The organism is Caballeronia sp. LZ008, assembly GCF_031451435.1.
Taxonomy (GTDB): domain Bacteria; phylum Pseudomonadota; class Gammaproteobacteria; order Burkholderiales; family Burkholderiaceae; genus Caballeronia; species Caballeronia zhejiangensis.
The window spans coordinates 921,289-940,214 of record NZ_JARUXK010000002.1; the positions used below are offsets into that span (position 1 = coordinate 921,289).

Genomic DNA, 18,926 nt, shown 5'->3' on the forward strand with positions numbered 1-18,926 from the left:
CGCGGCTCGCGCTATCGCGGGCTGCGCCGCTTCATCGGATGCGCCTCCTGTGGCCTGTTTCGCCCAATTCTGAAGCTCGCTCGTCGCGGATGGGCCGGATGTCGCGGATGTTTCGGACGATACGTCGCGCGTGAGCCCGGCGGAGGCCGATGATTCCGTGTCTCGCTCGCCGCAACCGCAAACGATTGCACTGGCGCAAACGACGAGACACGCCACGAGCGCGTGACGGCATGCAACAGTGGACATCGGTTTCTCCGGCTTCGGTCGCAGATCGATACAGCGCTGCGAAGCTTAGCCACGGCTTGTGTAAGCAATATGACCGGTCCGCGATACCATAGGCCGCGTATCGACAACAGGACGAAAAGAGCGTGATACAGCGTGACGATGCAAGCGGGGAACTTCGCAGACAGGCGCTTCTGCTCGCGATGGCGCTATCGCTCGGCAGCGCCATCGCGCTCGGGCTCGCGCGCTTCTCCTACGCGCTGCTGCTTCCGCCGATGCGGCTCGACCTCGCGTGGAACTTCGCCCAGGCTGGCGCGATGAATACGGCGAATGCGTTCGGCTACCTGCTCGGCGCACTCGCGTTCTCACGATTGTCGATGCGCGCGCCGTCGCGCACGCTGTTCGTCGCGGGCTGCGCGCTCACCGTCGTCCTGATGGCGGCGAGCGGCACGACGACCGATACCGACGCCCTGCTCGCGTTACGCGTCGCGACGGGAATCGGCAGCGCGCTCGTCTTCGTGAGCGGCGGCGTGCTGGCGGCACGGCTCGCATCGATGTCGCCGCGCGACGCCGGACTCGTCATCGGCTTGTATTACGGCGGCACGGGCTGGGGCATCGTGATCTCGTCGATACTCGTTCCGCTGACGGTCCTGCCGGTCGCGCACGGCTGGCGCGTCGCGTGGTTCGCGCTCGCCGCGGGTTGCGCGGCGTGTTCCGGCGCCGCCGTCTGGGCCGCGCGGCGTATCGAATCCGCGCAGCCTGTTTCGGCGACGCGTCAAGGTACGGACAGCGCCGCGGGCGCGCCGGTTCGGCGGCGGCGTTTCGCGCTCGCGCTCGCCGGATACGGGTGCTTCGGTATCGGCTATATCGGCTACATGACGTTCATCGTCGCCCTGCTTCGCAACGCAGGCATGAGCGCGGCGGTCGTGATCGGCTTTTATATCCTGCTGGGCGTGGCGACGGTCGTATCGGCGCGGATGTGGTCCGGGCTGCTCGATCGCATGCGCGGCGGTCAGGCGCTCGCGATCCTCAACGGACTGCTCGCCGCCGCAACGCTCATTCCCGCGATGTTCGCGCATCCGCTGGCGGCGTTCGTCTCGGGTACGTTGTTCGGCGCGACGTTTTTATCGGCGGTGGCATCGACGACGGCTTTCGTGCGGCACAATCTGCCGGCGAATCAGTGGCCGCGTGGGATCAACGCGTTCACGATCGTGTTCGCGCTGGGGCAGATCGTCGGTCCGGTCGTGATCGGACGGGTGTCGGACAGCGCCGGGCTCACTCGCGGACTCGTTTATTCGGCGCTCGTGCTGGCTGCCGGCGCGGTGCTCGCGGGCTGTCAGAAAACCTTGCTGAATAGACAGGATGCCTGAGAAATTCTCGACCCTTCGCGCAGATCAGATTCGGTTGCCCGCACGCGCCTTCTTCATCTTCGCGTAGACATGCGAGCAGAAGGCGTCGGCGACCACGCGATTGACGGTGAGAATGTTGTCGGCGCTCAGGCTCTCGCGTGAAACGCCCTGCTTCTCGATGAGCCGCTGCGGAATCAGCTGGCTCACGAACGAGTGACACAGTTCCTTGCGTGCCGGCGCATCGACGGATTCGAAGTACTCGCGGCCGGCGCGGATCTCCTCGCTCATCTTGGCTTTGGCCGTATCGTTCTGAACCTGAATGCTGGCTTCAAGATGCGCCTGCGCCGTATCGCGCGAACGGCGGTCCTTCTTGTCGTCCTCGAGTTGCTTCGCCTTGATCGACGCCATCTTCCGGTCCGCTTCGCCGATGCGGTAATTCCCTTCCAGCGCCTTGAACAGATAGCCGCGCGGGCTGACCGTCACCTTGCCTTCGTTGAGCTTGTATCGCGTGTATTCGATCGCCTGTTCGAGCCGCTCGTCGGTCCACACGTCGCGCCGCTTCGCGAGGCGCTCGAAGTCGGGGGTATCGAAAGCGAATTCGTTGTGCAGAAGCAGATACATCGAATCCTGAATGCCGGCGCGCGCCGCGTCGGCGCCCTGCTTCTTCGTGAAGCGGAAACGGATTTTCAGCTTGTCCGCCGGAACGCGATCGGCATTGGGCTCCCAGCTGACATCGAAATCGGAGACTTCGTTGAGCTGGTCGATGGCGGGCTCGAGGAACCGCTTCTTGAATTCCTTCACTTCCTTGCGCGATTCGCCGACCTTGCCGGGCCATTCGAGCACGTCTTCGAATGCGAACCACTCGGTCACGCCGTGGCCTTCGCACGGAATGAGGCGGTCGTAAATCGCGCGGGCGAGCGAAAGCGAAAAAGCCGTCGATGCGCGCAGGCTCAGCCAATGCGCCTTGTACGGGCTGATCAGATATTTGATGACCCGCCCGGCAAGCAGGACGCACACGACGTTGCGCTCGATGTAGCAGTCACCCAGCAAACTGATGGTGCCCCACGAGTCCTTCTCGGTCAGTTCCTCGATCGACGGCGCGGTCATGATTTCGACGCGCGCCCGGGCCGCGGCTCGCATCTGCGCGATCAGATGACTGTGGTTGCGGCTGTCGTAGCGCATCAACCACTTGAAGTAGTTGACGTCGGCCGTGAACGTATAGACCTTGTCGTCGATGAGTTCTTCGGGCGCCTTCGTCGCAACGATGAAGTACGCCGCATCGAGCACGCGCCGCGCGGCGATGCCCAATCCGCCGACCCGCGTGAAGATGTTGTTGCGCAGGAAACCGATGTCCCTCGTCGACTCGCAGATCGCCGATCCCTGCGCGGACATGTCTTCGTAGATGTCCAGCGCCAACTGCTGCGGTGTGACAGTGAGGTCTTGGTTTTCCATGCTTCCGATTCGGCTTCGATCCCCGGCACTCTATCAGGCGAGCGAGGGGTGTCAACACAAAAACCACCCCGCTCCTGCTTGACGCTATCCGCACAAAAATCGCCCCGCTCGCTGAGGCGGATCACAATTTCCACCCCGGTCGCCACAATTTCCGCCTCGTGCGGCCCAAATTGCGGTCCCGTCCGCACAAAAAGCGCCCTAGGCGTCACAAAAAGCGCCTCTATCCACAGGGTTGCGTGTTGATTTTTAAGGAAATGGGTGGCGCTGTTTGTTGGTGGGTGGGTCTAGGTTTACAAAAAGACTGAACTGACATCGACTGAGTTTACGCTCGCCGCGGCGAATGAATTTCGTTAAGTCGTTGAATCTAATATAGAAAAGCGGATGAGAGCGAACCGCACAAAAACCGCCCCCGGGGTGGTTTTTGTGCGGACGCCGCAGTGAGTTCACGATGCTAAGGATTCAACTCGTTCTTCGCCGTCTACTCAATTCAGGGCACCGAGCGGCCTATTTAGAAAAGAACGAAAAATCAAGGGGTTGGATATACACCGCTGGCCGATCGATTAAAACTCGACGCAATACAACCTTGTTTACGCGTATTCGTGTATTCTGCGCTTCGACGTCAATACTTGGAGAAAGCGCAGAATGGCAAACGTAGGCACGCTACCTATGGAAGACCGGAAGGTTACGCTCCGCGAAGTTGCTGAGTTCGCGGATAACCTGGAACCCTTCTCGGATAACCTTCGTGAACAGATTCTGGCGCCGCGTCCGCGTAAGCTCGCGCCGTTCTATACGATTAGCGAGCTGGCCGAGATGTGCAATCTGACTCGGCAGCAGATTCAATATCTGGTCACGAAAGGCGAAGGCGGGCTTCCGACAGGCACGCTGAACGGCAGCGGCCGCAGCCGGACATTTACTCTGCCTGAAGTGCGCGTCTGGGTGAAGATGGCTTCCGATATCTACCAGACCCGGCTCGACGACAGCAACGGCACCTTCAGAGGCAAGGTGCTGACAACGGCTCAGTTGAAGGGCGGCTCCGCTAAAACCACAACGACGGTTTGCCTCGCACAGGCGCTGACGCTTCTTGGCCGCAAAGTATTGCTCATCGACCTCGATCCGCAAGCTTCGGCTTCGGAGTTGTGCGGTCTCTATGCCGAAAAGGAAATCTCCGGCGACGACACCGTGCTGCCCTATATATACGATCAAAACGTAGAGGGCGGTCTCGGCGCAAGCGTGCAATCGACGTATTGGGATGGGCTCGACATCATCCCCGGCCATACATTCTTATATGGAGCGGAGTTCTTGCTGCCGGCTCGCCAGAAGACCATTCAGGGCTATCGATTCTGGGCAGTCTTGCGCGAGGGTCTCGAGCCATTGCGCTCGCAGTACGACTACATCCTGATCGATACGTCACCGTCGCTGTCGTATATGAATTTGAACGCGCTGCTCGCCGCCGACGCGCTCGTCATGCCGATGATTCCCGAGAATCTCGACTTCATTAGTTCGCTCGCGTTCTGGCGACTCTTCTCGGACGTTGCCGAAGACTTCCTTCCTTACGAGGAGGATAAGGTCTACGACTTCATCTCTATTTTGTTGTCGAAGGTGGATTACGGCAAGACGTCGTCCGCGCCGGTTGTTCGGCAATGGGCGCAAAGCGCATACGGGCGCTGGCTCGACCCGTTCGAGATTCCGGCCAGCTCGGTCATGAGCGGAGGCGCGCTTTCCTTCTCGACGGCACTCGACGTGGTCAGCACGCATTCAACGGCGAAGTCGCTTCAGCGAGTGCGGCAGCCCATGATGCAATATGCCAAATGGCTGGATGATATGTTCGTCAAATCGTGGAGGGAGTCGGCATGAGTAATAACATCCGAGAACAACTCATGGCCAAGACGGCCAACCTGCCGAAGCCCGCGGATTTCAAAGGCGAGAACAAAAAGGATAAGACCACTCGTGGCCCGCAGACGATGCCGGGAATCACGAGTGCGCTAGCTGCTGCACAGCTTCGGATCCAGGAACTCGAAGCCCGAGGTGTCGACACAGAAATCTCGGTCGATGCGATCGTGCCGAATCCATGGCAACCGCGTCGTCAATTCAACGAAGGCAAGCTTTCCGAGTTGGCGCGGTCGATCGGTGAGGTTGGGCTGTTGCAGGCGGTAACGGTTCGACGAGTCGGAGAATCGTTCCAACTCGTTGCGGGCGAACGACGCTGGCGCGCACATAAGCTGATCAACAAGGCGACTGTTCGCGCAGTTGTGATCGACTGCACGGATCAGGACATGGCGGCTTTGGCGTTGATGGAAAACGTGACGCGCGATGATCTGTCTGATTATGAAATCGCCATCGCGATTCGTCGTGCGGAAGCGGAATTTCCGAACCGAACGCGGCTCGCGGAAGCTATGGGCATTACTCGTAGCGACCTGTATCGGTTTCTTGCATATGATGCGCTCCCGGACTTCGTGAAGCGGGATCTGGATTTGAACCCGTCCGTGCTCGGAGCATCGTCGGCTCAGGATATCGCGAACGCACTGAAGAAGACGGGCGAACATGGACTCAAGGTGCTGCAAGAATTGTGGCCGATGGTGCTGTCGGGCGACCTGGTTCAGACGAAGGTTGCGCCGAGTTTGAATGCACAGGCCAGCCGTGGAGAATTGGCGACGGATGCCGGTGGGCGGAGCATCCTGAAGATCTTCGCCGGAAAGGTCCAAGCCGGGAGCATCACGAAGGATGTCAAGGGACTGACCTTCAAGTTCAAAGCCGGAGTGATGACAGAGGAGCAGGAAAGTCAACTTAGAGAACACATAGGGAAGATGTTCTCGATTCGGTCTGAGTGATTTTTTGAACCCGCCTCGGCGGGTTTCTTTATGGGCGACAAACCAAGTTTCGCGTGACGAAAGATCAAGGGCGAGAGTGGCATGCGTCCGAATTCGGACACATGTCCGGGTTCGAGCGCGTAGGCACGATGCGCGACCATTGTTTCCAACGACCTTGGTGTCCGAATTCGGACACATGCCCCGGTTCGACGGCGTAGGCAGGATGCGAGACCATCGTTGCCAGCGACCTCAGTGTCCGAATTCGGACATGTATGGCCGGCTTGCCCGCCGTGGGCTGCAGGCGAGGCCTTCGCTAACGGGCCTCGATCGCATGACGGAGCGCACCAGCCGAAAAATGTCTTCCGCTCCGACAGCGCGACCGTACCGAGCGATCCGAATCCGGGAAGGCGCGACGCTGCTCAGCCGTGTTCGGGACTCGAGGCCACCGATCACTTCGCTTCTCACCAGCGGAAGCGGTTGCACGCTGAGTGTCCGAATTCGGACACTCAGTGGGAGACGAGAGCATCAAAACGCACGCACTGAGCACATCGATTGGACAGCATGCGACGACGAATGTCCGGCGATCGTTACGCATGAAAAAATGCGCTGCCCGCGCCTGCGCTCCTCGCGTCCGTTCGCGAACACCGCCATCTTCACTCGCAACTCCAAGCCGGCGGATCGCGACCTTCTACTTGCGACCGCGGAAAGCGGAAGTGTTGGACGGCACTCCAAAATGAAAAACGCTGAGTACGCCCCTGACTCGCCAGTGAGGCGTGCCGACGCCGTTACCATTGTCGAACCTGCAACCCCTTGGCGTCCGATTGCCATTAGCTGAAGCGAATGGCGAAGGTCAAGGAGGATGTGGTGATTCTTTGTCGTTGCCGCCGAAATCAAGAGCGGACCATACGACGCTATCGACGCTGGTCTATTCGCCACGCCATACCTTGTATTGCACGGATAACGAATGTCTGCGGACTGACTGTACGGTAGGTCAGGACAATCGCAAGGCGAATAAAATCGGTGCTCGGGTGCGGCCGGCCGATCATTCGTGGCTAGCCAAAGACCAATGCGCCAACGTGACGGGTATCGAAACTTCTACTCGTGCGTGGAACAAAGCGAACCACAATAGCATTCAAAAAACTAATTAAAAATCAATCGCTTAGATAAACAAACTCAACTTGTTTCACGAAAAGAGGCCCACCGAACAGTCCGAATCATCGCGAAGCAGCCCGGTCGCCAAATCTGAGCGCCCGAAAGACACCCGCAACTCGCCGTCCGTATCAAACACTACATAATCCGTAAAGTTCAAGTCGGCGACCATTGAAAATCACCATAATCCGACCGAGCCAAATCACGCGATACGTTATATCATTTCGCCGTTCACAGCGATGCGCCGCCTCCATGCCCGGACCGCGCCGACCAAACGAAACGTTATAACATCACATCCAGCGACCGTGTTCAATCCAAACCCAACATCAATGCCCGCCCGCGCCCTCAACGTCCTGCCTTGGACGGCGCTCCTAATCACAACTGCGGCCAGCGCCCAATCTCAACCGATAAACGACACATCGCTCCAACCGATCTTCGTAACCGCGAACCCGCTAGGCTCAAACGCTTTGGCATCCCCGACAAGCGTCCTCGACGGCACTGCCCTCACACTGCGACGCGCCGACTCCCTCGGCGAAACCCTGAACGGACTGCCCGGAGTTTCGACGACAACCTACGGTCCGATGGTCGGAAGGCCGATCATCCGCGGCATGGACGGGGACCGAATCCGCTTGCTGCAGAACGGCGTCGCGGCTTACGACGCATCGTCGTTGTCCTACGACCACGCCGTGCCCCAAGAATCGCTCTCAGTGGAACGGGTGGAAATCGTGCGTGGGCCGGCGGCGTTGCTCTACGGCGGCAACGCGATCGGCGGAGTAGTGAATACGATCGACAACCGCATCCCGCGCGACCCGATCAAAGGCGTGTCGGGACAAGTCGATGCCAGCTACGGCGGCGCCAACGATGCCCGCGCCGGCGCCGCCCAAGTCGAAGGCGGAAATGGCCGATTCGCCTTCCACGTCGATGCCTTCGATCGCGAGACGAGTAACGAGCGCATCCCCGGATTCGCGCACTCGGATGGTCAACGCGCGCTCGACGGCCCCGATGTCGCGCAACCCTACGGCAGCATCCCGAACAGTGACGGCCGCTGGCACGGCGGCGCCGTCGGCTCGTCCTACACGTGGACGGACGGTTACGCGGGCATCAGCTACAACGGATACGAGGCGAACTATGGCTCGGTCGCCGAGGACGATGTGCGTCTTCGCATGCATCAGGATCACATCGCGGGGTCGTCGGAGATACGCAATCTGCAAGGCCCCTTCAGCCGGTTGAAGCTCGACTTCGCCTACACCGACTACGAGCACAAGGAGATCGACGACGGCGAGACCGGCACGATTTTCCGCAATCACGGATACGAGGCGCGCATCGAGGCGCGGCACCGGAAGATCGGTCCGCTCGATGGCGCGATCGGCGTGCAACTCGGCCAGAACACGTTCTCCGCGCTCGGCGATGAAGCGCTCGTGCCGACATCGCAGACGACGAACGCGGCGCTTTTCGGTCTGGAAGAGTGGACGGTCACGGATGCGCTGAAGTTGAGCATCGGCGCACGCTACGAACACGTGAACATCGATCCGACGTCGGGTGGAAACGAAAAATTCGCCGATTCCCCGAAGCGCGATTTCAACGCAGGCAGCGTCTCGGCCGGCGCGCTGTTCAAGCTGAACTCGGCGTGGAGCCTCGCCGGCAATGTCGCGTACACGGAACGCGCGCCCACGTACTACGAGCTTTACTCGAACGGTCCGCACGATGCGACCGGCCAATATCTGATCGGCAACCCTGACGCGCAAAAAGAAAAAGCGATCTCGACCGATTTGTCGATGCGCTTCGCGAGCGGCGCGAACAAGGCGAGCGCGGGCGTCTTCTACAGCCGCTTTCGCAACTATCTGACGGAATTCAACACCGGCCGGCTCGTCAACGACGACGATGAACCCGTCGCGCCCGGCACCGACGATGCGCTCAACGAAGCCGTCTATCGCGGCGTGCGCGCGGAGTTCTACGGCGTCGAACTGGACGGAACCTGGCGCGTCTTCGACAAGGGCGCGCAACGTCTCGATGTCGAAATCGTCGCGGACTACACGCACGCGCGCAACATCGATACCGGCGAGGCATTGCCACGCATCTCGCCGCTGCGCGCGACGCTCGCGCTCGACTACGCGTATGGGCCGTACGGCGCGAGAACCGAACTGGTTCACGCGTGGGCGCAGCATCGCGTGCCGGAAAACGAACTGCCGACCGCGAGCTACACCACGCTCGGCGTCATCCTGACGTACAAATTTCGCGTCGGCGCGACGAACTGGCTCGCCTTTCTGCGCGGCCAGAACCTGACTAATCAGGAAGTGCGCTACGCGAGCTCGGTCGTGCGGGACATCGCGCCGGAAGGCGGCCGCAGCGTGATGATCGGCTTGCGTACCGCCTTTTGACGGCGAACGCGAGCGTCAAACGCGCGCCGACTTGCGGGCTTGCGTCGACTGATACGGCTCGCCGGCCTTGAAGCGTTCGAGCCGTTCGCTCGCAACCGACAAGGCCGCGAGCGACGCGCGCCGCAACTGATGATCGTAGAGCGACACGATCGCCGCGATCCGCTCGAAGTCCTCGGGCGCGAGGATCCACGAACCGGACGTGCGGCCAATGTCGAAGACGGCGGCCATCGACTGATCCGCGAGCAGCAGTTCTTCATGCGAGAAATCGCCGTGTCCCGCTTCGGCGAGGAACTTGGCGAGATAAATCGCCTCGGTGACATGCTGCGCCGGCGCGACGTCCGACGAACCCGAGCGCAACGCCGTCAGCGACATATGCGCCACGAGTGCGAGCTCGTCCGCCACTGCGCGCGGGATGGGAAGCAGCTGCGCTTTGCTGAGCCGCGCGCGCGTCGCTTGCGGCGAGCGCTGAAAAGGAATAGTGCGTGACATGCGAGGACCGATGAACGTTGACCTTTTCAGGTTAACGTTCATCGATCGTCGAATCTGAAGGGTGCCGGGCGCGTTCCTGTTCAAAATGTTCGACGACGGCGATCGCGCGCTCGCATTGATCGGCGTCCAGCGTGTGGATGCTGCATTTCTCCGGCTCGACGCCGATCGCCTGCGCGAGCCACTTCATGCCCTTGGAGCGCGCCTCGAAAACATTGCAGCCGTCGCGCCGGACCTTCGCCTGCACGAGCGGTTCGAGAACGGCGTGCAGTTTCACTTTGAGATCGCGCAAGCGGGCATCGGCGAGACGGCCGAGCGGGACATTACGCGTGCTGCGTGGAAAGATGCCGATCCACGCCTGACAATCGGCGCACAACCAGTGCGGGCCGTGGTCTTCGCGATACGGATAGGCCTCGTCGCCCGCGCGCGTCAGGGTCGCGGGCGCGCCGCAGTAATCGCAATTCGGATGAGGCAGAGGTTTGACAGGTCGGCCGACACGCATCGTCGAAAATCCCGGGCGGGAAATCCAATATAGCAAAACCGTGCATCGTCTTCGAAACGCCACGCGATTGAAAGCTCGATGCATGCCGCGATATCGCAATCTGCTTAAGCAAGCGCGTTCGCGCAGATGCTGCCATGCGCGCCGGTCAAGGAAACCGCGGATCGGGAATTTACTTTTCCGATCCGCGGTATAGGGTAGGAGTGCGTGCTACCCGCCACGCGCTTTCGGGGCTTACAAGCCCCATCCTCAAGTTCGATCAGAAGCCCGGAAGGCGCGGCGTTTCGCGCTCGAAACCGGGTCCCAGCATGCGTGCCCGCGAGTTCGTCGCAGGCTTGCAGTCCTCAATCGGTTTCTTGACTCAAGAAGGTGATGGCGATGAGAGCAACTCTTCTATTGGCCGCATCGGCCGCAAGCGTCTTCGCGATGAGCGCCGTCGCGCAAACGCAGAACATGCAGATGGCGCCGGCCCAAGGCAGCACCGCGCAGCAGAATGCGCAAGACGGCAGCACGGCAACGAACGATTCCAGCTATGGCGGAGCGATGTCGACGAGCAAGTCCGGCAGCGCATCGCGCGATGCCTGGACGGGCAGCACGATGCAACTCTGCACGCCGGGCCTGAGCTGCAACATCTATAGCGGCCAGTAGCAATGTGCGAAGGCGGCGGGGACGCCTTCGACGAATTCGATCCTCGTTCCATTTCGCAGTCCCCCAACGGAGGGGCTGAATCCCTCCCGATGCATGGTTTTTCCAGACGATCGTTCGGTCGATAGTTGAGCCCATCAAAAGACGGCCGCTCATCGGCCCCGCGTGGCGATGCTTCCACACGACAGACTCTTGTCCGCAGCGAAATCAAATAGTCAGCCACGCGGATCTCCGGGCTTCACATTCGTCGAGGCCACGTTCGTTCTCTATGCATAAGCCCATCTGGACAGCCGCGACCGCGCGGCCCGTAAGGAGGTACCCGAAATGAGATCCCAACAGACAAAGCGTGCGACGTTCCTCGCGATCACGATGCTCACGTGCGCCAGCACCTTCGCCGCGACTGCCGCGACCGACGCCGATCCGCTCGCGTTCACGGTTCAGACGCCAACGGGCGGAACGTCACGCCTCATTTACGCCGATGACGACGGCTGGCGCCTCGACGATCGCGATGCGAATCTGAAGCCGACGGAAGCGCGCATCACGCAGGCGTCGACGGAACCGCAAAAGGAAGCGTCGGCGGGCGAGCGGCCGATGACCGTGTTCATCGACGGTCCAACGGGCTTCACTTACGTATGGATACGCGATCAGGGATGGAAGTACGTCGGCCGAATCTCAGGACGCAATCATTGATTCGCGCAGCGCTTGCCGGCATCGTCGGCGTTTGGCTGGTCGCCCATGCTCACGCAGCGGCCGCAGCCGACAACTCGCTGATCGATGCATGGCGGGCCGTGCGCGTCGCCGACTGCGCGCGCTGCCATGGCAAGGATCATGAAGGACTCGCCGCGCCGTCGATCGTCGGCTTTGCGCGCACGCAGAGCCGCGAGCGCTTCATCGCCGCGATTCTCGACGGCAATCCGCCGTTGGGTATGCCGGCCTATCGCGGCAACGCGCTGATCGAGAATCACATCGACGCGATCTATCGCTACTTCGCGGCGCGCGCCGACGGCAGCATTGCGGCAGGCGCGGTGCCGGCGCGTGAGTCAGACGAGTCAGCTGACGCACCTACACTTAAACAGCGCGCTATCACTCCAGGCGCGAACGGAGGTTGATCGTGAACTCCCCTCAATCCGCCGGCGACGGCGCCGGCTGGACCGACAAGCTCGATGACGCCGCCACGCTGGCGATGCTCGTCACGGCGATCGGCGCGCAGCAGACGAAGCTGGCCGCGAGCAAACACACGGGGCTGAACGGACAGGTCGATCGAGCGCAACATCAGAAGTCATTGCTCGGCGCTTTCGGATTGCTTCGGATAGCTGATGATATTCCGGATGCCGCGCGATTCGGCCCCTTCGCGAAGCACCCGGCGACGTATCGCGCCGCATGCCGCATCTCCAACGGACAGCCGTGTCCGCAGCCGGACACGTCGCCGGACGTTCGCGGCATCGCGCTCAAGTTCTTCACGGAAGAGGGCGCCGAAACCGATCTGCTGATGACCAACGAAGGCGGTCGCTCACATGCGCGCGACGCCGCTCAGTTCATGGCGGTCGCCGATATCATCGTCGCGTTGCTTGCGGAAGGCACGGTGAGCGGGATCGCGCAGGGCTTGCGCGAGATGATGATGGCAAGACTCGGGCCCGTCGAGGGCGCGCGCATTCTGGCGATCCTTTTCAAGGAAACCAGAGTGCATCACGTCGACAGCCTGGCGACGGAGCATTACTGGGGATCGGTCGTGCAACTGGGGCAGGCGGCGATCAAGTATTCGCTGCATCCGCATCCGTCGACGTCCTCGGGGACGAACGCCGAGCGTCATGGCGACAACTATCTGCGCGCCGATATCTGCAATCGTCTGGAGCAAGGTCCGGTCAAGTGGCGACTCGGCGTGCAATTCTTCGTCGATGAAGAAACGACGCCCGTCAACGATGCATCCATCGCGTGGAAGTCGGATGTAGTGACCATCGGCGAACTCGAAATCGATGCACCGCCATCCGTCGACGACGAAGCGCGTATCGAACGGCTCGCGTTCAATCCGGCCAACGGCTTCGCGCCGCTCGGCATCACGCACGCACGCAAGGATGTCTACGCGGCGAGCGCCGCGAATCGCGAGGAGCGAGGTGTGCTGTCGAGCGAGGAAGCGAGAGCGTTGCTGGCCGCACGCTAGCGGACGAGCGTCGCGCGGCTGCGCAAGATCGCACGTCGCGCGTCGTTTTTCTCCGATAATGATGCCCATTTCAGCAGCGAGCGCTCGCGCCGGGCGCTGCATCGATATCGGAGTCCGCCATGCATCTTGCCGGCATGATCCTTCCGATCTTTGCCATCATTCTCACCGGATGGGTGGCGCGCGTGTCGGGCTACATGCCGCATGCGCTCGCGCCTTCCCTGATGCGCTTCGCTTATTACGTCGCGATGCCCGCGCTGGTTTTTCTGACCATCGCCGACGAGTCGCTTCGCTCGCTGCTCGAATGGCGCTTTCTCGCGGCGTTCGGCGGCGGCTCGATGATCTGCTTCGCCGCCGTGTTGCTCGTCGCGCGCATCGTGCGCGGCGCGAGTCTCGCATCCGCTGCGATGCTCGCCGCTGCCGTCGCGATGACCAACACCGGCTTCGTCGCGCTGCCGATCCTGAAGACGCTCTACGGCAAGCCCGGCGTGCTCGCGGCGGCGGTCGCGACGGTGTTCGTCGGCGCGATCATGTTTCCTGTGCTTGTCGTGCTGGTCGAGATCGGCCGGATGGATGCATCGCGCAAGATCGATGTCACCGCGCTCGTTCGGCAGATCGCGACCAATCCCGTCATTCTCGCGACGATTTGCGGACTGCTGTGGTCCGTCGTCGGATTGACGCTGCCGGTTCCTGTCGCATCGTTTCTCACGATACTCGGCGAAGCACTGACGCCATGCGCGCTCTTCGCGATCGGTCTCGATCTCACGCTCGACGAGTTGCGCGGACGCGTCAATCTCTACGCGCTGTTGACCGCGCTCAAGCTCGCGATCGTGCCGCTCGTCGTGTACGCGCTGTGCCTCGCGACAAGACTCGGTCACGACGCGACCATCGCCGCGGTCGTGTGCGCCGCCGTGCCGACCGCGAAAAGCGCATACGTGCTTGCTTCGGAATACGACGTCGAGAAGGGCGTGGTCGGCGCGGTCATCTCGATGACCACGCTCTTTTCGATCGTCACCTTGCTCGCGTGGCTCTACGTGCTCTAGTTGCGATCACACGTCGCCGAGTTCTTCGTCGACGTTGCGCTCTTCGTCATCGGGCGGCGAAATGCCGAGTGCCTTGTCCCATTGCGGCTCGCTCAGATAGCGCTCGCGCAGGAAGTCGACGAACGCTTTCACCTTGGTCGTCGAACGATGCGAAGTCGGATACACCGCGGACAGCCACAACGGCGGCGCAGCGTAATCGGGCAGCACGCGCACGAGACGGCGTTCGAGCAGATCGCTCGCGGCGACCATCGTCGGCAGATAGACGACGCCCGCGCCCGCGCGCGCGAACTCGAGCAGCAGATGCACGCTATTGGTTTTAAGCACCGCGTTGAGCGCGATCTCATAGCACTCGTTGCCCTTCATGAGCGGCCAGTTGTCGCCCCACGGATAGTGCGCGTAACGCGCGAAATCGTGACGCAGCAAATCGAGCGGCGTCTCGATCGCAGGCTCTTCCTTGAGATACGCGGGCGTCGCGCACAATACGCCGCGCACCGGAAAGAGCTTGCGCTCGACGAGCAGATTCGACGCGGGCGGATAAATCTGCAGAGCGAGATCGAAGCCTTCCTGCACGGGATCGATCACGCGATCGTTCACCGTCACGACGAACTCGATGCGCGGATGCGCCTCGCGAAACGCGATCAGCGCCTGCGAAAAGTGTCCGAGCGCGAAGCCGGGCAAGACATGAACGTTGAGCGTGCCACAGAGCGATTGCGTTTCGGGAATCGCGCGTCCCGACAGCTCGTTCACTTTCGACACGAGCAGCAGGCAATCCTGATAGTAGGATTCGCCGACTTCCGAAAGCCGCACGGCACGCGTCGAGCGATGAAACAGCGCGACGCCGAAGTGCTCCTCGAGTTGCTTCACACGCGACGTGACAACCGATTTCGCCACGCCGAGCTGCCGCGCCGCGCTCGCGAAACTCTGCGCTTCGGCTGCGCGAACGAAGGCCTCCATCGACATGAAGAGGTCCATGCTTCCTCCTGGCTTATCCCGCGGCTTTTCTATAGCGCAGTGGCGTGGTTCCGAGCCGTTTCGAAAAGAGCGCCGTCATGTGTTGCTGCGACGAAAATCCGCACGCGGCGGCGATATCGACAAGCGGCGCATCGTCCGCGCGCAACATGCGCGCAGCGGCGCCGATGCGCTTCTCCAGCACATAGCGATAGAGCGAATAACCGGTACGCGCCTTCACGCCATCGAAGACCGCGCGCACGGGCAGATCGAGCTCGGCGGCGATATCCGCGCAGGACAGGTTCTGATCGATGTTGTCGGCGACATAGGCTGCGAGCGTTGCGAATGTAGCGTCCGTCAGCGCCGATTTACGTTCGCGCGCGGCGCGTTCGAGATGACGCGTCGTTTCGATCCACGCGAGCGTAGCGACGCACTGCAGTTCCCACGGATCGATCTTGCCCGATCCGTCATGCGCTTTCTGACGCGCATAGCGCACGAGATGACGGATCGGATCGGCGTCGAGATTGCTGCGGCTGCCCGCGCAACGCAACGGTTCCGCGTTGCGATCGGCGATGCGGTCCACGAACGCATCGGCATATCGAAACGCGATGAAGCCATGCCGCACATCGTGCGCGTCGATACGCATGCTGCCGCCGCGCGGATGATACGCGGCCGTTTCCGCGCGAAACGTGAAGGGCGCGGCGGGGCCGTCGTCGTAGCGCGTATCGGAGACGATCGTGCCGAGCAGCAGGCAGATCATGTCTGACGAATTGCTCAATTCCAGCGAATAAGGTTGCGGGCCCGAGATGCAGTATTCGAGTCCCGGAACGCCCGCGAGCTTGCTGAAGCGGTCGATGCGAGCGGGCGCTGCAATGGCGCTCATCGTTACGTCTCCTTTTCTCGCGGCTTTCGATGCCGCTGTCCACGCGAGTATAGATGCGAGCGCAAAGCTCTTGCACGCGCGATGGGTCGCCGTTTGCGAACGCCGCGTGCGTGCTTTGTGCGTGGTGTAAACCCGCATCCGCCGGAATCTGTAATTTCCGAAACCTGAAAGACCGATACGCCGCGCCTTCGTAACGTTCGCTCATACGACACGAACGACCGGAGACGACGATGCAAATGCGGCACCCGAAATCAAAGATACGACGACGTCACGCATGCGCGCTCGCCATGCTTGGCGCAACCTGCACGATGGCCCACGCGTCGGGCATTCCCTTCGCGACGGACCGTCCGCAAACGTGGCAGTTCAGCAGCGACTTCGAAGGCACTTATGATTCCTTCGGCCAGAACCTCGAATGGAATCACGACAGCCGCGCATTCGATTCACACGGCAATCAGGTCGCGGGTCCGGGCACGAACACCTTCGTCGGGCTATCGACGTTGATCCACTACTGGAAAGTGCCGTCGCTGCCGCATGTCGGCTTCAACGCGAGCATCACGGTGCCCGCGATCCGCACGCAGGGCTCGCAATTCTCGGCAAGCGGCATTGGCGATCCGCTCGTCGGCGGGCTCGTCTGGTACAACCCCGCGCCCGCGACGACGCTCGGCTTTCAGACCTATGTACAAGTGCCCGTCGGGCAGAACGCGGTATCGACGAATACGTGGTCGTTCTGGCCGTCAGTCTTCTATGACGACTGGTACGGACACCTGAACGTAGACCTCCTGCTCGGCGGCATTCTGCGCGGACGCACGCTGCGCTCGGGTCAGGACGATCTGAGCCCGGGCAACACGTTCCATCTGAATTTGCGTGTCGGCTACAGCATCTCGCCGCCCGACAACCCCTTCGCGATTCCTTTCGTCGGCCTCGACTATCAGACGAGCGGGGGCACCTTCAATCAGACGGCGGGGATGCCGCTTTCCAACAGCGCGAGCCGCGAAACGACCGTGGGACTCGGCGTGCTGTTCCAGTTCAAGCCGAATAGCCTGCCGTTCCTGCACCAGAAGATGTACGACCAGCTTTCGATCCAATACCAACACTCGGTTTCGGGCCGCAACACCACGCTCACCAACGGAATTCTCGTGCAGGCGTGGCACTACTGGTGAGCACATTCAAACGATGGAGACAAACATGAGTGAGACGAACAAGCTTTCTGCCGCATCGCGACGCAGCTTCATCAAGGCCGCTGGCGCAGGAACGGCGGCGGCCGCGTTCGGCGCGGTATCGCTCACGGCGCGCGCGGCGAGCGATGTCAAGTTCGACGCGGAGTATGACGTGGTCGTGTGCGGCGGCGGTGGCGGCGGATTGCCGTGCGCGCTGTTCTCGCGCTGGCTGGGAAACCGCGTGGTGATTCTCGAGAAGGCAGGCAGCGTCGGCGGCACGGCCGCGAAGGCCGCGTTCTGGTACTGGGTGCCGAACAACCAGCCGATGCGCCGCGCGGGCATCGCCGATCCGAAGCCTGATTACATGCGCTATGTCGCGCGTCTGTCGCGGCCCGAGCAATACGATCCGTCGTTGCCGAAGCTCGGTCTGTCCGACTGGGAGTACGAGATGTGCGAGGCGATCTACGACAGCGCATCGCCGGCGGCGGAGTTGCTCGCGAGCAAGGGCGCGCTGCCGTATCGGCATGAAGGCGCGGTGCCGGATTACTGGGCCGAGTTGCCCGAAGACAAGGCGCCGCGCGGCCGCGTGCTGTTTCCTAAAGACGGCTTGCCGAGCATGTCGGACGGCGGCCGCGTCGCGATCCGCACGATGAGCGCGGCAGCACGCCGAGACGGCATCGACATCAAGACGGGTTATCGCGTGCAGAAAGTGCTCGTCGATGAAACGGGCGCGGTGATCGGCGTCGAATCGCTGACGGAAGAGGGCACGCTCTTTCGCGTGCGCGCAAAGAAGGCGGTGATCTTCGCGACCGGCGGCTTCACGCACGATCCCGAGTTGCGCAAGAACTTCCTGCACGGCGCGGTGTATGGCGGTTGTGCAGCGCCAACCAACGAAGGCGATTTCGTGCGGATTTCCAGCGCGCTCGACGTGCAGTTGCGCAACATGAACTACTCGTGGATGGCGCCGATCTCGCTCGACAAGGCCATCGCGAAGGATGGCTCGCTGTCCGGCATCTTCACGCCCACGGGCGATTCGATGCTCTACGTGAACAAGTACGGCAAGCGCGTCGTGAACGAGAAGCTCGCATACAACGAGGTCTGTGCGGCGTTCTCCGAATGGGACGGCGCGAAGGGCGAGTATCCGAATCTCACGCTCGTTTCCATCTGGGATCAGCAGGCGCAGGAGCATTGCGCAAGCGATGACTACGGCAGCCTCATCGTTCCCAAGGGATCGAACGACCGGCACGTACTGCGCGGCAACACGCTTGCGGAACTGGCGGGCGCGATTCGCGAACGCATGGCGAAGTACCAGAGCGCGCTCGGTAGCGCCACGTTGAGCGACGACTTCGTGCGCAGTCTCGACGCGACGATCAAGCGTTTCAACGGCTTCGCGAAGACGGGCGTGGATCAGGACTTCCATCGCGGCGAGCGCATCGTCGAGAAGCTTTTCAACGGACCCGTATCGAAGAAAGCCGATCAGAAGAACGAGACGATGTATCCGCTCTCGGCCAAAGGACCGTATTACGCGGCGCTCATCGTCGCAGGCAATCTCGATACCAAAGGCGGTCCGAAGACCAATTCGCATGGGCAAGTGCTCGATACGCGCGGCGAGCCGATCAAGGGTTTGTACGGCGTGGGCAATTGCGTGGCGTCGGCGTCCGCGCGTGCTTACTGGGCGGGCGGCGGCACGCTCGGACCGATCATCGCGTTCGCGTATCGCGCGGCGCAATCAGCCAATGGAGGTCAATCATGA

Annotated in this window: 16 protein-coding genes; 11 read left to right on the top strand and 5 right to left on the bottom strand. The window is 61.6% G+C overall.

The features are described 5' to 3' along the window. Positions 1 to 425 precede the first annotated feature (425 nt). Positions 426 to 1,592: a YbfB/YjiJ family MFS transporter gene (locus tag QCE49_RS18560; protein ID WP_008346152.1), complete on the top strand. Its 1,167-nt coding sequence runs from the start codon at positions 426 to 428 to the stop codon at positions 1,590 to 1,592. Between the two features lie 24 nt (positions 1,593 to 1,616). Here QCE49_RS18560 and QCE49_RS18565 read toward each other — a convergent pair whose 3' ends face one another. Further along, positions 1,617 to 3,023, bottom strand: coding sequence for a replication initiation protein (locus QCE49_RS18565; protein WP_008346150.1), 1,407 nt, complete (start codon positions 3,021 to 3,023; stop codon positions 1,617 to 1,619). 642 nt (positions 3,024 to 3,665) lie between these two features. Here QCE49_RS18565 and QCE49_RS18570 point away from each other — a divergent pair. The 3 genes from QCE49_RS18570 (at position 3,666) to QCE49_RS18580 (ending at position 9,357) form a co-directional block, all read left to right on the top strand. Next, entirely contained in the window at positions 3,666 to 4,877 is a 1,212-nt protein-coding gene (locus QCE49_RS18570; protein ID WP_033536892.1) for a ParA family protein, read from the top strand. After that, a complete protein-coding gene (locus tag QCE49_RS18575) occupies positions 4,874 to 5,851 on the top strand; it encodes a ParB/RepB/Spo0J family partition protein (protein WP_250441628.1) in 978 nt (325 codons plus the stop codon). Before QCE49_RS18570 ends, QCE49_RS18575 begins: the two co-directional genes overlap by 4 nt. 1,457 nt (positions 5,852 to 7,308) lie before the next feature. After that, on the top strand, positions 7,309 to 9,357 hold the full coding sequence (locus tag QCE49_RS18580; RefSeq protein ID WP_250482053.1) for a TonB-dependent receptor: 2,049 nt from the start codon (positions 7,309 to 7,311) through the stop codon (positions 9,355 to 9,357). A 15-nt stretch (positions 9,358 to 9,372) separates the two neighbouring features. Here the strand turns inward: QCE49_RS18580 and QCE49_RS18585 are convergent, their stop codons facing one another. Beyond that, on the bottom strand, positions 9,373 to 9,846 hold the full coding sequence (locus QCE49_RS18585) for a hypothetical protein (RefSeq protein ID WP_008346145.1): 474 nt from the start codon (positions 9,844 to 9,846) through the stop codon (positions 9,373 to 9,375). A 31-nt stretch (positions 9,847 to 9,877) separates the two neighbouring features. Then, a complete protein-coding gene (locus tag QCE49_RS18590; RefSeq protein WP_250457772.1) occupies positions 9,878 to 10,345 on the bottom strand; it encodes a zinc-finger-containing protein in 468 nt (155 codons plus the stop codon). 375 nt (positions 10,346 to 10,720) lie between these two features. On the opposite strand from QCE49_RS18590, the gene QCE49_RS18595 reads away from it, so the two are divergent. The 5 genes from QCE49_RS18595 (at position 10,721) to QCE49_RS18615 (ending at position 14,185) form a co-directional block, all read left to right on the top strand. Beyond that, positions 10,721 to 10,990, top strand: coding sequence for a hypothetical protein (locus QCE49_RS18595; RefSeq protein WP_239295284.1), 270 nt, complete (start codon positions 10,721 to 10,723; stop codon positions 10,988 to 10,990). 321 nt (positions 10,991 to 11,311) lie between these two features. Beyond that, entirely contained in the window at positions 11,312 to 11,677 is a 366-nt protein-coding gene (locus tag QCE49_RS18600) for a hypothetical protein (protein ID WP_250441626.1), read from the top strand. Next, complete coding sequence (locus tag QCE49_RS18605; protein ID WP_008346138.1) at positions 11,674 to 12,096, top strand: cytochrome c; 423 nt, start codon at positions 11,674 to 11,676, stop codon at positions 12,094 to 12,096. The genes QCE49_RS18600 and QCE49_RS18605 overlap by 4 nt, the downstream gene beginning before the upstream one ends. A gap of 2 nt (positions 12,097 to 12,098) precedes the next feature. Beyond that, a complete protein-coding gene (locus QCE49_RS18610; protein ID WP_250457773.1) occupies positions 12,099 to 13,145 on the top strand; it encodes a catalase in 1,047 nt (348 codons plus the stop codon). Positions 13,146 to 13,264: 119 nt separating this feature from the next. Then, complete coding sequence (locus QCE49_RS18615; RefSeq protein ID WP_008346134.1) at positions 13,265 to 14,185, top strand: AEC family transporter; 921 nt, start codon at positions 13,265 to 13,267, stop codon at positions 14,183 to 14,185. Positions 14,186 to 14,191: 6 nt separating this feature from the next. On the opposite strand, the gene QCE49_RS18620 is transcribed toward QCE49_RS18615, so the two are convergent. Beyond that, a complete protein-coding gene (locus QCE49_RS18620) occupies positions 14,192 to 15,157 on the bottom strand; it encodes a LysR family transcriptional regulator (protein WP_008346131.1) in 966 nt (321 codons plus the stop codon). Between the two features lie 13 nt (positions 15,158 to 15,170). Further along, on the bottom strand, positions 15,171 to 16,016 hold the full coding sequence (locus QCE49_RS18625; RefSeq protein ID WP_250457774.1) for an AraC family transcriptional regulator: 846 nt from the start codon (positions 16,014 to 16,016) through the stop codon (positions 15,171 to 15,173). Positions 16,017 to 16,303: 287 nt separating this feature from the next. On the opposite strand from QCE49_RS18625, the gene QCE49_RS18630 reads away from it, so the two are divergent. Both QCE49_RS18630 and QCE49_RS18635 read left to right on the top strand, forming a co-directional pair. Beyond that, a complete protein-coding gene (locus tag QCE49_RS18630) occupies positions 16,304 to 17,176 on the top strand; it encodes a transporter (protein ID WP_250437529.1) in 873 nt (290 codons plus the stop codon). Positions 17,177 to 17,201: 25 nt separating this feature from the next. Beyond that, positions 17,202 to 18,926, top strand: a complete 1,725-nt coding sequence (locus QCE49_RS18635) for an FAD-dependent oxidoreductase (protein WP_250437528.1) — start codon at positions 17,202 to 17,204, stop codon at positions 18,924 to 18,926.